This is a genomic window from Cyclobacterium lianum (genome assembly GCF_900143075.1).
GTDB lineage: Bacteria > Bacteroidota > Bacteroidia > Cytophagales > Cyclobacteriaceae > Cyclobacterium > Cyclobacterium lianum.
Genome location: NZ_FRCY01000003.1, coordinates 88,595 through 104,946, shown reverse-complemented (window position 1 = coordinate 104,946; position 16,352 = coordinate 88,595). Strand labels below are relative to the sequence as shown.

At 47.6% G+C, this 16,352-nt stretch carries 13 protein-coding genes and 1 riboswitch; of the genes, 6 read left to right on the top strand and 7 right to left on the bottom strand.

What is annotated here, in order from left to right; genetic code table 11:
- Nucleotides 1–102 precede the first annotated feature (102 nt).
- The 3 genes from BUB19_RS05530 to BUB19_RS05520 are packed head-to-tail and all read right to left on the bottom strand — an operon-like array spanning nucleotide 103 to nucleotide 2,881.
- Nucleotides 103–492 carry a VOC family protein gene (locus BUB19_RS05530; RefSeq protein WP_073093788.1) on the bottom strand — a complete coding sequence of 130 codons (390 nt, stop codon included), beginning with the start codon at nucleotides 490–492 and terminating at the stop codon, nucleotides 103–105.
- 8 nt (nucleotides 493–500) lie between these two features.
- Nucleotides 501–1,568 (bottom strand): homoserine O-acetyltransferase family protein, encoded by a 1,068-nt coding sequence (locus BUB19_RS05525; protein WP_073093408.1) that lies wholly within the window; start codon nucleotides 1,566–1,568, stop codon nucleotides 501–503.
- Between the two features lie 8 nt (nucleotides 1,569–1,576).
- Nucleotides 1,577–2,881 carry an O-acetylhomoserine aminocarboxypropyltransferase/cysteine synthase family protein gene (locus tag BUB19_RS05520; protein WP_073093406.1) on the bottom strand — a complete coding sequence of 435 codons (1,305 nt, stop codon included), beginning with the start codon at nucleotides 2,879–2,881 and terminating at the stop codon, nucleotides 1,577–1,579.
- A gap of 194 nt (nucleotides 2,882–3,075) precedes the next feature.
- A riboswitch (SAM riboswitch) is annotated at nucleotides 3,076–3,185 on the bottom strand.
- A gap of 123 nt (nucleotides 3,186–3,308) precedes the next feature.
- On the opposite strand from BUB19_RS05520, the gene BUB19_RS05515 reads away from it, so the two are divergent.
- The 6 genes from BUB19_RS05515 to BUB19_RS05490 all read left to right on the top strand — a co-directional run bounded on the left by BUB19_RS05515 (nucleotide 3,309) and on the right by BUB19_RS05490 (nucleotide 10,246).
- Nucleotides 3,309–4,367 (top strand): acyloxyacyl hydrolase, encoded by a 1,059-nt coding sequence (locus BUB19_RS05515; protein WP_073093404.1) that lies wholly within the window; start codon nucleotides 3,309–3,311, stop codon nucleotides 4,365–4,367.
- 160 nt (nucleotides 4,368–4,527) lie between these two features.
- The gene (locus BUB19_RS05510) at nucleotides 4,528–6,171 is read left to right on the top strand and encodes a S8 family peptidase (protein WP_073093402.1); all 1,644 of its coding nucleotides are present in this window, start codon (nucleotides 4,528–4,530) and stop codon (nucleotides 6,169–6,171) included.
- An 18-nt stretch (nucleotides 6,172–6,189) separates the two neighbouring features.
- On the top strand, nucleotides 6,190–7,344 hold the full coding sequence (locus BUB19_RS05505) for a cysteine desulfurase family protein (RefSeq protein ID WP_073093393.1): 1,155 nt from the start codon (nucleotides 6,190–6,192) through the stop codon (nucleotides 7,342–7,344).
- Nucleotides 7,345–7,369: 25 nt separating this feature from the next.
- Entirely contained in the window at nucleotides 7,370–7,855 is a 486-nt protein-coding gene (gene moaC / locus BUB19_RS05500) for a cyclic pyranopterin monophosphate synthase MoaC (protein WP_073093390.1), read from the top strand.
- Nucleotides 7,839–9,017, top strand: a complete 1,179-nt coding sequence (locus BUB19_RS24470) for an NTP transferase domain-containing protein (RefSeq protein WP_245802780.1) — start codon at nucleotides 7,839–7,841, stop codon at nucleotides 9,015–9,017. The genes moaC and BUB19_RS24470 overlap by 17 nt, the downstream gene beginning before the upstream one ends.
- 47 nt (nucleotides 9,018–9,064) lie before the next feature.
- Nucleotides 9,065–10,246 carry a THUMP domain-containing class I SAM-dependent RNA methyltransferase gene (locus BUB19_RS05490; protein ID WP_073093388.1) on the top strand — a complete coding sequence of 394 codons (1,182 nt, stop codon included), beginning with the start codon at nucleotides 9,065–9,067 and terminating at the stop codon, nucleotides 10,244–10,246.
- 62 nt (nucleotides 10,247–10,308) lie between these two features.
- On the opposite strand, the gene BUB19_RS05485 is transcribed toward BUB19_RS05490, so the two are convergent.
- From BUB19_RS05485 to BUB19_RS05470, 4 genes are all read right to left on the bottom strand, one after another.
- Nucleotides 10,309–12,414: a M28 family peptidase gene (locus BUB19_RS05485; protein WP_073093383.1), complete on the bottom strand. Its 2,106-nt coding sequence runs from the start codon at nucleotides 12,412–12,414 to the stop codon at nucleotides 10,309–10,311.
- Between the two features lie 12 nt (nucleotides 12,415–12,426).
- Entirely contained in the window at nucleotides 12,427–13,581 is a 1,155-nt protein-coding gene (locus tag BUB19_RS05480; protein WP_073093382.1) for a C40 family peptidase, read from the bottom strand.
- Nucleotides 13,582–13,643: 62 nt separating this feature from the next.
- The gene (locus tag BUB19_RS05475) at nucleotides 13,644–14,939 is read right to left on the bottom strand and encodes an amidohydrolase family protein (protein ID WP_073093381.1); all 1,296 of its coding nucleotides are present in this window, start codon (nucleotides 14,937–14,939) and stop codon (nucleotides 13,644–13,646) included.
- 22 nt (nucleotides 14,940–14,961) lie between these two features.
- Complete coding sequence (locus tag BUB19_RS05470) at nucleotides 14,962–16,350, bottom strand: amidohydrolase family protein (RefSeq protein WP_073093379.1); 1,389 nt, start codon at nucleotides 16,348–16,350, stop codon at nucleotides 14,962–14,964.
- Between the last annotated feature and the right edge of the window lie 2 nt (nucleotides 16,351–16,352).

The following is a 16,352-nucleotide window of genomic DNA, read 5'->3' as shown; positions in this document are numbered from 1 at the left end:
TGTTACCGGCTTTGTTTTTCCCCCTCTTTGCAGCTTTAGTCTTCTGTTGGGGGGAGGTTTTGCTGCAGCCTGGCATCACAGATAGAAAGCTTTTTTGCGGTTTTATTCCCAGATTCCTTTAGGTACGATTTCGAGTACATGGCCAAAGGGGTCTTCAAAATAAATGCTGTTATGCCCATTGCCCCAGTCTTGTACATGAGTGATGGGAACGCCTTTTTGCTCAAGCCTGCTCACCGTGTCATTGTAGTCTTCAGCCATTACTTCAAATGCCAGGTGTTGCTTTCCATAGGCAAAATGTGGAGGAAGCGTGGTTTCCTGGCGGGTTATCTCCGGCAGAAAACACAGCAATACACTTGATCCGCAGCGAAAAAAAACGTGCCTGCCATCTGATTTGGAAATAACGGGCATTTCAAGCACTCCCTGGTAAAATTCCACTGCCTGGTCCAGGTCATCAATATACAGGCAATTTTCTTTGATACCGGTGTAGGGAATCATGCGCATCAGGTCCTGACGGATCGGTTGTCTTCCAGATAAAATGATTGCAGAATGTACTGGAGCTGCTCGTACTCGATCAAAAAGGCGTCATGTCCGTAGAGCGAGCTGATTTCCCGGTAGGTGCCTCTTGCCGTATGCAGGCTGATAAAGCGAGATTCGATGCAGGTAAACAACAGATCAGTGTCAACCCCAATGGCCAGCACACTGCAATGAATTTTAGCAAGGGCCGCCGCAGTGCCTCCTCTGCCCCTGCCAAGGTCATGGCTATCCATAGCTTTTGACAGGGTCCAGTAAGAAAGGGCATTGAACCTGTTGGCAAGCTTCATACCCTGGTACCTAAGGTAACTGCTAATCTTAAAATTATCTGTTTTTTCCTCTGTTTCGCTTTGGTGTTGCTGAAATGTCTGTGGGTGACGGTAGCTGAGCATGCCAATCGCCCTGGCTGCTTCCAGGCCTTTTTTTCCTGCTTCCGGCGAACGGCTACCCCAGGATTGATCGGCTTCAATGGCCATTCTTTGGGTTTCATTGAAGCCGATGATCCAGGGAGAAGCCTTGGCATTGGAGGCGATGATGATGGCTTTATTTAACCGCTCTTTTAATGTATAGGCCCATTCCAATGCCACCTGACCGCCTAAAGAACCTCCAATCAACGCATCAATCTTATCCAATCCCAGGTGAAGCCTCAATTTGTCCAGCGATGCTGCGATATCCCTTGTCGTGATGTTCGGAAAATCGTAGTAATAGGGCTGGCCGGTTGAAGGATTTTTACTGAGTGGTTGTGTCGAGCCGTAACAGGATCCGAGGAAATTTGCACAGACGATGAAATGTCGGGAAGGGTCATAGAATTTGTCCTCCCCAACCAATCCAGCCCACCATTCCTGGGGGTTGGCATCCCCTGTAAGCGCATGCAAGACCCAGACTACATTGTCTTTTTTCTCATTCAATTGTCCCTGGGTGGTAAAGCTCAGCTTGTATTCCGGCAAGATTTCTCCAGATTCCAAATGAAGGGCTTCCTTGCAGTAGAAAATCTCTTGGGTCATTTCAATGGTTAAATGCGGCGATTGGAGGTTCATTTTTACAATTATATTTTTTCAAAAGAAGCACTCAGATCTGCTTTCAGATCTTCCAGATGCTCTATGCCGCAGGAGATCCTCAGCATGGTAGGGGTAACTCCCGCTGCCAGTTGGGCCTCCTCAGAGAGCTGCTGGTGAGTGGTAGCCGCAGGTTGAATGATCAGGGTTTTGGCGTCCCCTACATTGGCCAAATGAGAGATCAGCTCCAGGTTGTTGATGAAAGCCGAAGCCGTTTCTTTCTCCCCTTTCAGTTCAAAGCTCAAGACCCCACCATATCCATTTGGAAGGTATTTTCTGGCTTCTTTGTGGTAGGCACTGGACGGCAAACCGGGATAGTTCACTTTCTGGACCTTGGGATGCTTCTCCAGCCACTGTGCCAGAGCCAGGGCATTGTCCACAGTCCGCTGTACCCTTAGCGAAAGTGTTTCAAGGCCCTGTATCAGCAGGAATGAATTGAATGGACTTAGCGCAGGGCCAAAATCCCGCAAGCCTTCTACTCTGGCCCGTATAGCGAAGGCCACGTTTGGCATGCCCAGGGGATTGTCATAGCCGAATGTGTCCCAGAAATTAAGGCCATGATATCCTTCAGATGGCTCCGAAAACTGCGGGAATTTTCCGTTACCCCAGTTGTAATTGCCACCATCTACAATGATACCGCCTATAGATGTACCATGCCCTCCGATCCACTTGGTCGCCGAAGAGGTGACAATATTGGCGCCATGCCTGATAGGCTGGCAAAGATACCCGCCTGCGCCAAAGGTATTGTCCACTACCAGGGGAATGTCATACTTCTTCGCCAAAGTAGCCACAGCTTCGAAATCCGGTACATTAAACTCTGGATTACCTATGGTTTCTACATAGATGGCTTTAGTCTTGTCGTCAATTTTCGCTTCCAGGTCTTCGGCTTTATCCGATTTGGCAAATCGGGCGTCAATGCCGATCCTTTTGAAGGAAACTTTAAATTGATTGTAGGTACCGCCATAAAGGAATGGAGAGGTAACAAAATTATCTCCAACAGTGAGGAAATTATTCAATGCCAGAAACTGTGCTGCCTGTCCCGAAGCTGTCGCTACAGCTGCAACACCCCCTTCCAGGGCTGCTACCCGCTGCTCGAATACATCGGTGGTAGGATTCATGATCCTGGTGTAAATATTACCAAACTCCTTTAAGGCGAAAAGATTGGCACCATGCTCGGCAGAATTAAAAACATAGGATGTAGTCTGGTAAATGGGTACTGCCCTGGAGTTGGTGGTAGGGTCTGCCTCCTGGCCGGCATGAACCTGTAGTGTCTCAAAATGATAATTTTTAGCCATGTTTGTTGTGTTTTAGGTTTATTTTTTCGACAAATTGATATGGTTAATGTATGCTGATTAATCCATCCGATCCCGGCTAAAAACCCGGTGTACAGCGATAGAAGTGACGTATCAAACAGAAGTAATATCGTTGTTGGAAAATTTTGGTGAGCTGATCCTTATATTGTAGGTAGAAAATTTTAACCATTTTTTTGAATTTATATTTCCAAATGAAACTGTTTTCACCTGGCAGGAATTGGCACCTTGGATTTTCCAGGTTGCCAGAGGGTCTGCGAGCCTGTCTCTTACCTCTTCTATATAAATCCTTCGTACCATAAAAAGTAAAAGGATAAGGCAAAATAAGTTGAGTTTGCGATATTTTCCAATAGATTGGGAGGATTTTTTCTTTTTTTGAAACAAAAATACAGGAATTCAGTGAGATAAATTGATGAAAAACTTCCCTGCCCTTATCCTGATTTTGCCTGTTTGGCTTCTTTGTAGCATGACTGCCTTTCCACAGGAACCTGCCCGTATTGGTATCGAAGGACAGCGTAGTTGGATCATCCCCCATTCTGCAGAACTTGTTCCGATTTCTCTAAGTCGACCCCATGGGGTGCAGCTCAGTTGGGAATACCTTCCCTTCGAAAAAGCTGCCTGGGAAAATTGCAATTGCTTTTATTACTGGGGAGGCAATATGGGCATTACAGATTTTAATAACCCCGAGGTTCTGGGAAAAGCGTATTACCTGTCCGGATTTTTTGAGCCGATTATTTGGAGAAATGCTGACTGGCAACTCAGCCTGCGGGGCGCCATGGGTATCACCCATCTGACACGTGTATTTGACAGCGATACCAATCCACAAAATACCTTTTTTAGCAGTCCTCTAAGTTTTTTACTATCGGTTAATCCAAGGCTCAATTACCAAATGGGTAGTGATTGGTCTATACATGCAGGTATCCATTACAACCATATCTCCAATGGAGGGCAAAGGCAACCCAACCGGGGGATGAACTTTCCAGGTATAGGTGTCGGGTTGAGTCACTGGCTTATGGATATTCAATTTCCTGTTTTCGAAAAGCCTGCCTTCATATCGAGCTTCTCCCTGATCCTTGAAGGCTACGCTACCTATAAAGACGATCCCGTCGGTGCCGGCAGGCTTCCGGCTTTTGGGATCTCAGCTGATCTGACACGGTCTGTTTCCAGGATCAATCACCTGGGAATTGGAATAGAATCTACCTGGGACTTTTCCATACGGGCGGACGGTGAACGGACTTATTGGATTCCTGCCCCATCTGTTTCCCATCACCTGACATTTGGAAAAATTGACTTTAGCCAGCGTATGGCAGTTTACCTGAGCAAGCCGGAAGGCTATCAGGACGGGAGACGCTTCTACCAGCGTTATTCTCTATCCTACCAGTTCGAGAATGGATTCAGGTTGGGGGCAGATCTGAAAGTTCATGGCCATGTAGCAGAAAATATAGGGCTGAGGACGGGCTGGAGATTTTAAAATATCAGAAGACGAATATCCGCCAAAAAGTTTACCACACAGAGTAAAATACAACCAAAAAATTTTTTCCTATTTGATCCGATTCGGATCTTTAATACCTTTCCTGCGTTATACTGGGTAGCTATACCATTTATCATTTAACTATTGTTGTTATTCTATTATGAGAATTCAGTTTAAATTTTACTTTTGGGCATTTCTTTTGAGCTTATCGCTCATTATCGGCGGCCCGTCCTATGGTTTTATCATCGAAAGGGATAGTATCAAGACGCCTGATAACTGGTTTTTGCTGGACCCACTGGAAGATGGATTTATGGGTACAGGTGCAGAAAAAGCCTACGAGCAAATTTTGAAAAACAAAACACCGAAACAAACCGTTATCGTTGCTGTGATTGATTCCGGGATTGACCTGGACCATGAAGATCTGCAGGGCAAAATATGGGTAAATGAAGGTGAAATTCCCGGGAATGGCATCGATGATGATGACAACGGATATGTAGACGATGTAAACGGATGGAATTTTATTGGTGGGCCTGATGGTAGTCATGTAGAGGCAGATTCCCACGAACTCACCCGGGAATACATCAGACTTAAAGCCAAATACGGGGAGACAGTAAAGGAGGATGTGAAAAGAAGAAACCGGGAGGAATATGCCTACTGGCAGCGGATCAAAGCGAATTTTGAGGAAAGCAAGAAGGAAGCGGAAATGAATTACAACATGTATTCAAACATGAGGGAAGGATTTTCTGGAATGGCTGATCTTCTCAAAGAGGAATTTGAAGTGAAAAATTTCAAAAAAGACGATCTGGGAAATTTTGAATCTACCAATGAGAAAGTAGGGAGTGCGGTAGACATGATGTCTCAGTTGTTTTCCATGGTAAACATGCAGGATCCGAGTATCAACGAAGTGCTGGATATGTTGGATGACGCCGTGGAGCACTTTGAGGTACAGGCAAAGTATGCCTACAATACCGAATTTGATCCCAGGCATATTGTCGGCGATGATCCCGACGATTACAAGGAAAAATATTATGGCAATAATGATCCCACGGGTCCGGATCCCGCCCACGGAACGCATGTAGCTGGCATCATTGCCGCAAACAGGGGGAATGACCTGGGAGTAGATGGCATCGCCGAACATGTTGCGATCATGCCTATCCGGGCAGTCCCCAATGGAGACGAAAGAGATAAAGACATCGCCAATGCCATCCGGTATGCGGTGGACAACGGTGCACATATCATCAATATGAGTTTCGGAAAATCCTACTCCCCGGGTAAGAGACAGGTTGACAAGGCTGTTAAATATGCGGAGAGAAAAGGTGTACTTTTGATCCATGCTGCCGGCAATAGCGGTAAGGAAATTAACCCGGACAATAATTTCCCGAACCGCTGGTATGCAAAACGAGGCGAATCCGAATCCTGGCTGGAAGTTGGTGCTTCCTCGGCGGTAGAGGGAGAAAACCTGCCTGCAGATTTTTCGAATTTCAGTAAGGAAAGGGTTGATCTGTTTGCTCCTGGTGTGGACATTTATTCCACCGTACCCGGATCTGAATACAAGACGAATAGTGGTACAAGCATGGCAGCTCCCGCTGTTTCAGGAGTTGCTGCTCTTTTGATGGCCTACTATCCTGATCTGAAAGCGAAAGAAGTCCGGTCAATTCTGAAGCATTCTGTGTACGTTCCGGCAATCGAAACTGTGAACCTACCCGGAGGCGACAAGACCACTCGTTTTGACGCGCTTAGCGGTACCGGAGGCCTGGTCAATGCCTTTCAGGCCGTGCAAATGGCCGAGACCATGCAGCAGTAGTAAATACGGGGTGCATCGATGATACCTTATCCCATATACCTGGATCACAATGCGACCACACCCTGCCATCCGGCAGTGCTGGAAGAAATGATGCCGTATTTCGCGCAGCATTTTGGAAATGCATCGAGCAGCAACCACCCCTATGGGTGGATTGCCGAAGAGGCGGTGGAAATGGCGAGAGAAAAGGTGGCTGAGTTGATAGGGGCAGAAGCCAAAGAAATCATATTTACCAGCGGAGCTACAGAAGCCAATAACCTGGCCATCAGAGGTGCGGCTTTATCGTTACAGGAGAAAGGAAATCACCTGATTACGCTGGAAACCGAGCACAGTGCAGTGCTGGACACCATGAAAGCACTTTCCCGACAAGGCTTTGAGGTCAGTTATTTGCCGGTAAATTCTGATGGCTCGGTATCCAGGGGAATCCTGGAAAGATCCTTCCGGAAAACGACCATATTGTTTGCTGCCATGCATGCCAATAATGAAACGGGGCTATTACTGCCGCTCCGCGAAATGGCCGAGATCGCAGAGGAAAAAGGAGCCTTGTTTTTTACCGATGGGGTGCAGGCCGTGGGGAAAATTCCGGTAGATGTGCGGGAGTCCGGGGTAGACCTGATGTCCCTTTCTGCACATAAAATGTATGGTCCAAAAGGTGTGGGAGCCCTTTTTCTGAGGAAGTCAGCTCCCTATATTGCTCTGGAACCGCAAATCACCGGTGGAGGCCAGGAAACCGGAAGGAGAAGTGGTACACTTAACGTGCCCGGAATCGTCGGTCTGGGTAAAGCTGCCGAAATTGCACACCAGGAAATGCAGCAGGATGCTGCCCGACTTTCGGAGCTAAGGGATCAGTTGGAGGAGGGTTTGTTGTCTATACCTGGTGCCCGCATGAATGGCTCCAAAGCATACCGGTTGCCGCACGTGAGCAATATATCATTTGGGGGGCTCCCTGGCAGGGAATTCTTGCTTCGTGTAAACAAAAGCCTGGCGGTAAGTTCGGGGGCTGCCTGTAGCAGTGTCACAGATAAACCTTCTCATGTGCTCACCGCAATGGGTTTGGATGCCGATACCGCAATGGCTACATTGCGCTTTTCGCTGGGTAAATCCACTACGAAAAAAGAAATCGAACAGGCAATCGCCTGTGTACGTGAAGTACACCAGAGCCTGGTGCATGCCTGATGATCTTATTATAAATTCAATAGCAATGTCAGCAAGAGACTTTTCCCATCTGGATAAAAAAACCGGAAATCCCAATATGGTAGACGTGGGGGAGAAGCAGGCCAGCCATAGGTCGGCAAGGGCATCCTGCCGGGTGATACTGGGTAAGGAGATTGTCCGGGAGCTGGGCTCATCGAATGAGCTGATCACCAAAAAGGGACCAGTTTTTCAGACTGCTATTATTGCAGGCACCATGGGTGCAAAACAAACTGCCAACCTGATCCCCCTTTGTCATCCGCTCGGTCTTGATGACTGTAAAGTCAGCATAGATCTGTTGGATGACACCACAGTATTGGTACAATGCGCCGTAAAGGTGTTTGGGAAAACCGGTGTGGAGATGGAAGCCATGACAGGAGTGTCTGTAGCGGCACTCACCATTTATGATATGTGTAAGGGCTTTTCACATGACATTACCATAGAAGCGATCAAATTGGAAGAAAAAAAAGGAGGAAAGCGTGATTTCAAAAGATAAACACCAGAAGCATGTCAAACTGAACAAACCGCAGTTTGGCGATTTCGGAAGGTTGGAATTGGGTTTTTTGGGAACCTCCTGCAGGCAGATACAGCAACTGGCAAAGACCATTATCGGTCAGCTTTCCCAAAGCTATGGCCTGGCCTATGTGGATGCGGATCATCAGGAGGGTGACCAGCTAAAGGCCGGAGGCGGCGACCCGGAAAGTCTGATGCAGTACCCGGGGCTGATGGAACTTCGGAACAAAATTGTTTTCCGGCGGCTAGACATGAGGCTGGAAGAGGTCTCGGTCTTTGAGCAAAGAGAGTGGCTCAACCGACAAGATCTGGTCCTGGTCAATGCCAATCACTTCAGGGCCATGCACCAGGTTTTGGTGATCGACCCAAAGAAATCTATGGATAAAAAATTGTCCAGGCTGACCAACGTCTGTCTTATCCTGATGAAGGATGGAGCCACTGAAATCCCGGTCGAAATCCGGAACCATTTGCCCTATTGGAAGGAAATTCCCGTATTTGCCATGGAGGAAACAAGGAAATTAGTTGATTTCGTCAGAAAATTTGTGGCAGACAGCCGAACGGATGTGATCGGTCTGGTACTGATAGGAGGTAAGAGCAGTAGAATGGGCCGGGACAAATACGATCTTTCCTATCATGGAAAGAGTCAGAAAGATTATATGATGGACTTGTTGGGCCCCTATTGTGAGGAGGTATTTTTGTCCTGTAATCCGGACCAGGCGGCTGAACTGGAACAGGCCTATCCGCTGGTAGTGGACAGTGTTTTGGATTTGGGGCCATTCGGGGGCTTGCTTTCAGCCTTTAGAAATAAACCCGATAAAGCCTGGTTGAGCGTAGCCTGTGACCTGCCTTTTTTGACCGGGAAAACCGTTCAACACCTGCTTGAAAACAGAAACCCTTCGAAGCTTGCCACGGCTTTTTTAGATCCGAACGGAGAGTTTCCCGAGCCATTGATAACGATCTGGGAGCCCAGGGCTTATCCGGTTTTGTTTCGGTTTCTCAGCCAGGGATACAGTTGCCCCAGAAAAGTACTGATCAATTCGGATATTGAGTTATTGCAGGCTCCCGATCCTTCCGAGTTTCGAAACGTCAATTACCCAGAGGAGCATCAGGCGGCACTTGCCGCGCTGAAGGGCCAGGGCTCCTGACAATCATGTCCTGAGGCGAAACCAAAAATTTGAGGTATATTTGCTTCATGATAGATTTTACCAGGCCAGGTAGATTGGTGATCACCTGCTACGATCGGAATGCGCCTTTTTTGGAGGAAGAATTGCGGGAATTGGGCTTTCAGCCAAATGGGGTTTACAGAACCCACGTGGAGCTGAAAGGCAGTCTCTATGATTGTCTCCTTTTAAACATGCACCTGCGCACAGCCAGTCACGTACTATACGAAATCAAAAGCTTTTCCCTCAATCACATTTCCAATCTTTATGCCCAGGTAAAGGACCTTCCCTGGGAAGATTATATAGAACCAGATGGGTATTTTTCTGTAATTAGCAATGTGCGGCACGAAACGGTTGATAATCCACTTTTTGTCAATGTCAAGATCAAAGATGCCATTGCGGACCGCTTCAGGGAAAAGTTTGGTGAACGGCCTGATTCGGGCTCGGTTTTAAACGAGGCCGTATTTCAATTCTTCTGGAAGGGAGAGGAAGCCAGTCTTTACATCAACACAAGTGGCGAAACCCTGATCAAACACGGATACCGGAAAATCCCGGGATCTGCTCCCATGATGGAATCGCTGGCTGCAGCTGCGTTGATTGCATCCGGATGGGATAGGAAAAGTCCCTTTATCAATCCCATGTGTGGTGCCGGGACTGTGATTATCGAGGCCGTGTTGATGGCTACCGACAGGTTTCCGGGTTTGTACCGCGACGATTATGCGATGATGTACATCAAGGGATATGATGCCGGGGTATACTATGATATGAAACGAAAATTAGAGGAGAAAGTAAAAGACAAGCCTGGCTTGACGTTTATTGCGTCTGATATTAGTGAACGGGCAGTCAAAGCCAGCATGTCCAATGCCAAAGCTGCGGGAGTAAAAGGATTAATTCAATTCGAAACCTGTGATTTCCGGGAAGCCACCATTCCGGAAACTGATAGTGGGTTTGTATTTTTTAATCCGGAATATGGGGAAAGGTTGGGAGAGAAGGAAAGCCTTGAAGTGACTTACCGGGAAATTGGTGATTTTATGAAAAAGCGATGTTCCGGCTACACGGGACTTGTTTTTACGGGCAACCTCGATTTGGGGAAAAAGATAGGCCTGAAGCCTAAGCGAAGAATTCCTTTTTACAATGGTACCATAGACTGCAGATTATTGTTGTTTGAGCTGTACAAAGGAAGCCGGCAGCAGGGAAAAGCGATGCCGGGATAGTTGCCTGCGATCGGAGTTTATTTTTGAGATCCATTTGGCAGCTATTGTTTTACTTTCTTTTCTTATATCGGTGGCAAGGATCCGGCAATTTCATTAATCGCATCAATAAGATCTCGGATAGCTGTTTCATATCGTTGATCCCATTGCTCCAGACCGTCTGCAGATTGATTGGCTATTTCATACTGGATTCCCGGCAATATCCAGGAAGCATAGCCACTATTGGGGTCATTCGAAGCATATAGTGACCTGTACCAACTGCCAAAAGGCATACCTTCCTCCAGCAGAAAACTTTTCTCCAGGCCAAGTAGCTCCTTATTGATCCTTGATACCTGCTTTGGCCCCAGGGACTTTTTTTCCAACGCATTTACCATTCGTTTTTCGGTATGCAGGCTTACTTCCTTCAGATCCGCTATTGCGTTGGCGGTTGCGGTAAATCCATCAAATCCTGCATCGTATTGTCGAATCTGGCTGGTAGCGTTGGAGAGGTGCGACTCCAGGTCTTCTGCATAGCGGGGTATTTGATAAGGGATAAGGGTTGCATTGGCAAGCCGCAGCGCCATGATCCCGGCCCACTGCGCAACGGCCCCTCCCATCTGAAATTCAGGATCAACGAAATTTTCGTAAAAATAAAAGTCATCGTAATTGGTATGGTACAGAGTAGGACCACCTGCCCCGCCACTTAGCGAGGGTACGCCCACATGCATGTAAAAGGCAATATGATCTGATCCACCGCCCAGATTGCCTATGGAAGGAGACGGTTTATCTCCTGCCCAATGGTCATAAATGGATTTGTCAGCATAGGGATAATCTACTTTTTTAGCGGCTTCCATCATGGTCTTTTTCAGACTTGGCGCTGCTGCCCCACCAATATTTTTTCCGGATACTCCAGCATCAAAATTCAGGTAAGCCACAGCTTTTGCTCCCAATTCATGCTTCATTTGTTCCACCCATTCTGTAGACCCGATGACACCGTGTTCTTCCCCATCCCAGTGGGCTATTAGGATAGAGCGTTCAGGACGCTTTCCTTCCCGGGCAAGTTTTCCCAATGCCTGACTGAGGGTAAGCAACATAGCAGTGCCGCTATTGGGATCTGTAGCGCCAAAGGCCCAGGCATCGTAATGGCAGCCCAGGATGATCCACTCATCGGGATAGGTGCTTCCTTCTAATTTACCTACAATATTGTTGATTCTTGCAAAATCTATTGGCTGTTCTACCCGTACACGTACCCTGAGCTTTGCTCCGCCTTCCAGACGATAGGTAAAAGGCAATCCACCCTGCCAGGCCGCCGGCACGGGCATTCCCTGCATCTGCCCCAGGATTTCCGCTGCAGAAGCATAGGGAATGGGCGTTACCGGAATTTTATGCAATTGCGTTTCTTCGGGGTCGAGGCGGTCTACCATGACCTTACCATCCAGCGGAAGCGCCGGCTCAAATGGAGTCAACGGGTCCCCGGTAAAATTTTCCGTCAGCAGCGAGCCGCGCTGTATGGCACTTTCATTGTAATAGGGTCCCTGCGGAAATACCAGGCCTTTGGTGTACCCGCTATTTGCGGGGTCTGTATATATCAATAAACCTGCAGCTCCCGATGCTTCGGCAAATTTTGCCTTATAGCCCCGGAAGTTACCTCCATACCTGGCGATGACAATTTTTCCCGAAAGGTCTATGCCCAGTTCTGCTAATTTTTCAAAATCTTCTTTGGTTCCATAGTTGGCGTAAACCACTTCTCCGCTCACATCTCCCGATCCTGAGAAGGCGTTCCACCCTTTATGGAGATCCGGATGACGGCTAAACCGGTCTGCCTCCAGTATGTATTCCATTTGGTTTAACGGCATTCTTTTGGGTGTAACAATCTCTACCAGGGAAGTCCCAGGATCGTTTGGGAGATACACATCAAATGGATAGCGCCGGGTGTCCCAACCTGCATTCTTCATTACCTCCAGCAGGTATTCCCCGACGGCATCATTTGCCGGAGTTCCGGCGATGTGCGGATGCTCGGTGATGGTTTGAAGGTGATGCCTGAAGCTTGAAAAATTGACGGATTCCAGGAATAACTGCTCCAGTTCATCCTGTTTTTCTGCATCTGTTGCAGAAAATCCGTCCAGGACCTGTTGACAAATACCGACACTGCTGAGTAGAGCAAATGCAGAAATAAGGAAAAATATCTTCATGAAATTACTGGTTTATTGCAGGACCTGATCTACGGTAAGGACGTTTTCAGAGGGATGGTGACGAATTCTCTTGGTTCTGAGATAGCGGTTCAATTCGTATGCGTCATAATGCTCATCTTCAGGATCAAAACTACTGATCCTCACTCTGCCCCTGGAATGAATGAATTTATTGTCACCGATCCACATGCCTACATGTACCACCCGCTCACTGTTTTCAGCACTTTCGGGAACGCCAAAAAACAACAAGTCTCCCACTTCTAGATTTTCCCAGTTTTTTTCCGAGTCCACCAGTTCACCTTCCTTTATCTGCTGGGAAGCATCTCGGGGAATGACCATGCCATTCAGGAAATAAATGGTTTTAGTGAAACCACTGCAATCCATCCCCTTGGGTGAGGTACCGCCCCACAAATAAGGAGAGCCCATCATCAGTTTTGCCGTCTGTATAAGCGAGGCATCATTTGTGTTGCGGGAATTTTTCCATTCCTCGTAGGGAACGGCGTCTTCCAAAGCAATAAACCCGCTGCGGGTATCCGGCAAGGTTACCTGATAACCGGACGGGACAGTGGCAGTCAATTCCAGTACATTACCAGCAGTAATATCACTGACGATTTCGCTTAAAGACTCATCCGCATAAATGCTGGCAATCATTTTGGTTACAACCACCTTTTCTTTTTCCAGCCACTGGTCCATCTCTTTGCGACTTAACCGCACGATGCCCGCTGCATCCACCCAGGAAAGATACCCATCAGGGGTCTGGACCATATACCAACTGCCTTCGGCTTTTAGTACTTTTAGTGGCGTGCCCATGAGTGCCTGGGTGGCCAACTCGGCGGAATGCCGCGGCTCTCTTCGGATATTGGCTACTGAATTGGTCACCAGCGCCAGGTTCAAATCTCCCAATTCGGAGTGGGGCAGAATTTGTATACTATCTGTAAAAGAAATATTATTTGCTTGCAGTTTATCCAGAAGCTCCCGATGTGCGTCTTTTAAATTTGTTTCGCCGGTCAATACGCCGGAGTTCCAGCTTACATCAAAGAGTGCAACTCTTTTGTCCGGCGCATAGGTAGATTGTACAGTGTTCAGTATCTGCACTGCCTGATCTTCCTTTCGAATACCGTTACAGGCTAAAAATAAAAGTAATATGCTACAATAGAGATATTGTTTCATGGATATGGATTGAATTTTAAACCAAATGTATGAAAAAAGCACTGTGGTTGGAAGAAATTGCTTTATTCTGACGGTTTCATTTCCCTATCGAGAAATTCCTGATAGAGCCGGATATGTCTATTGGTCATCGGGATGCGGTATCCATCAATGAAAACCTGGCTTACCTGGGTTTTGGGTTCGAAGGGATCACCGTCTGCTATAAACAGGGTTGCACTTTTCCCCACTTCAAGAGACCCTAGCTTGTCATCGACCCTAAATATTTCTGCCGCGTGAATGGTGATTGCTTTGAGGGCTTCCTCCACCCCCAAACCATATGCTGCGGCAAAGCCGGCATGAAATGGTAGGTTACGTACATTTTCCGCATCCTGTGTGCGCAGGGCAAGCCTGACACCGGCCTTGTGGAGCATCCCCGGGTTGGTGTAGGAGACATCATACCGGTCAGATTGCCTTGCTGGCAAGCTCAGTACCGGACCCGTAATTACCGGTATTTCCGATTCCGCGAGCTTATCGGCTACCTTCCATCCCTCAGCTACACCGGTGAATACCACGTCCAGTTCCCGCTCTTTCACCCATTCGATCGCATCAAGGATGTCTCCGGCAGCATTTACTTCAATGAACAGCGGTACATTTCCGGAAAGTACCCTGGAGAGTTGATCCATTTCCGGATAATATTGCAATTCACCACCTTTTTCTTTGATGGCCAGGTAATTTGCTGCTTTATCCAACATATCGTTGATTTCGTCCCGCTTTTTCTCGGCTTCTTTTTGGATGGTTTCTTCCGTCCGGCTGTCATAGCTGCCGGATTTTGCTGCTGAGGGGAAATTCATGATTACCGCCCGAAAGCCGGCATCCATTTGGTCGGGAGTATATCCGTTCAGTTGGATCAATGCCGCAGTACCAGGAAAGTAACCTCCCCGGGGCTGGGTAAAGACCGTGGTAACGCCACTTACCCGGGTAACAGGTATGGCCACTGCATTGGGATTCACCGCTGTGAGGGCCTGCATCTGAGGGGTCAGTTTACCCAATTCCATATAGTCCTGTGTTTCTGGCAAAGAGTTTACCTCGACCAATCCAAGACTTGTACCGCCGTCAATAAAACCCGGATAAATCAATTTTCCGCTGCAATCCAACACCTGGTAATTTTGAGGGGAGAGGTCTTTGCCTATGGCTGCTATTTTTCCCTCTTTGATCAGCAAGTCCGTATCTTCAAGGACGCCCTGGGTAATGGTATATAAATCGGCGTTTTGTAAAAGAAGATCTGCCTTGTAGGGTTTGACTACGTTCCCATCGATTTGTGCCATCAGGGCAGATTTTAGTAGTAAACTATAGATCGCTGTGGTGACTAGGTATTTTTTCATTATCTGACAATCGAGTGTATGCTTAATGGCTGTGCTGAAACAGGTTTCGCCCAAATCCGGTGAAGTAAAAATCCACATCACGCATGCAATTGTGGTGTTCGGTATGCAGGTAGATGGGTTCCAGTGACTCCTCGGCGTTTACTTTCAGGCGCTGGTCTGCCGCATCATTTTCCCTGTCAAAGTATTTGACGCCATCTATCCAGGTCATCTGTGGGACGGCGTAGATAGAGAGTGGATGCCCGTCAAACAACACCAGATCTGCCTGCTTGCCCACTTCGATGGATCCTACGAGATGATCAATACCCAACTGCCTGGCAGGATTGATGGTGATCAAGGCCAGTGCCTCCTCATCCGTCAGCTCCCCATACCGCTGGGTTTTTGCAGCCTCATGGTACAGGTGTCGGATAAGCTCAGCCGAGTCTGAGTTGATAGAGGTAATCACGCCATTTTTGGTCAGGATGGCTGCATTATAGGCTGTTGAATAATACACTTCAAATTTATACGCCCACCAATCGGCAAATACAGAAGCTCCCATTGTATATTTCGCCAGTTCCGGAGCCACTTTAAAGCCCTCATTTACATGGGAAAATACAATTTTGTCTATACCATATTCCCGGCAAACCTGTATGAGCATGTAGATTTCGTCTGCCCGGTAGGAATGGCAGTGAATGATGATTTCTCCTTCCAGAATATCTACCAATGTTTCCAGTCTGGAATTGTAGACCGGAGGAACCATTAGCTTTTCCTTGTTTTCTTCGGATTCATGCCATTCCTCCCAGGCTTTTTTGTACTGCAGAGCTTCTTCAAACCCATTTCTGATTACGGCTTCTACGCCCATTCGGGACCTGGGCTGAAGATTTTTGCCTCTTCCGTGTACCCGGGTAGGATTCTCTCCCAGTGCAAATTTAATCGTTCGGGGTGCATCTTTCATGACCAGATTTTCAGGGTCTCTGGTTCCATAACGGTGCTTGAGGGTCACATTTTGTCCCCCGATGGCGTTGGCAGAACCATGCATGGCATGGGAGACGGTGGTGCCTCCTGCGAGCGCCCTGTAAATGCCCACATCAAAAGGATCTACCACATCTCTCATCCTGACCTCAGCGGTAATGGGACTGCTGGATTCGTTGATTACTTCAAGAGCCAGGTGGGAATGGGCATCGATAATGCCTGGCATCAGGTATTTTCCGGACGCATCAATGGTTGGCACCTGGCCAGGCACGTTGATATCGGAGCCAATTTGCCTGATGATACCATCCCGTACCAATACATCGGTGTTTTCCAGAAGGCCGTTGGTAATCGTCAGTACCTTTGCGTTTTTAATGAGGAGATCCGCTCTGCTGTGTTGCTGCGCCCGGCCTGCAAGCAAGATCCAGAAAATCCCTATACATGAAAGATAAGTCTTTTTTTGCATGA

Excerpts from the sequence above, each read along its gene's own strand:
- BUB19_RS05520 (WP_073093406.1), bottom strand. The coding sequence starts at position 2,881 with ATGGCTAAAAATTATCATTTTGAGACACTACAGGTTCATGCCGGCCAG.
- BUB19_RS05470 (WP_073093379.1), bottom strand. The coding sequence starts at position 16,350 with ATGCAAAAAAAGACTTATCTTTCATGTATAGGGATTTTCTGGATCTTG.
- moaC (WP_073093390.1), top strand. The coding sequence starts at position 7,370 with ATGTCAGCAAGAGACTTTTCCCATCTGGATAAAAAAACCGGAAATCCC.
- BUB19_RS05515 (WP_073093404.1), top strand. The coding sequence starts at position 3,309 with ATGAAAAACTTCCCTGCCCTTATCCTGATTTTGCCTGTTTGGCTTCTT.
- BUB19_RS05485 (WP_073093383.1), bottom strand. The coding sequence starts at position 12,414 with ATGAAGATATTTTTCCTTATTTCTGCATTTGCTCTACTCAGCAGTGTC.
- BUB19_RS05525 (WP_073093408.1), bottom strand. The coding sequence starts at position 1,568 with ATGAACCTCCAATCGCCGCATTTAACCATTGAAATGACCCAAGAGATT.
- BUB19_RS05480 (WP_073093382.1), bottom strand. The coding sequence starts at position 13,581 with ATGAAACAATATCTCTATTGTAGCATATTACTTTTATTTTTAGCCTGT.
- BUB19_RS05505 (WP_073093393.1), top strand. The coding sequence starts at position 6,190 with ATGATACCTTATCCCATATACCTGGATCACAATGCGACCACACCCTGC.
- BUB19_RS05490 (WP_073093388.1), top strand. The coding sequence starts at position 9,065 with ATGATAGATTTTACCAGGCCAGGTAGATTGGTGATCACCTGCTACGAT.
- BUB19_RS05510 (WP_073093402.1), top strand. The coding sequence starts at position 4,528 with ATGAGAATTCAGTTTAAATTTTACTTTTGGGCATTTCTTTTGAGCTTA.
- BUB19_RS05475 (WP_073093381.1), bottom strand. The coding sequence starts at position 14,939 with ATGAAAAAATACCTAGTCACCACAGCGATCTATAGTTTACTACTAAAA.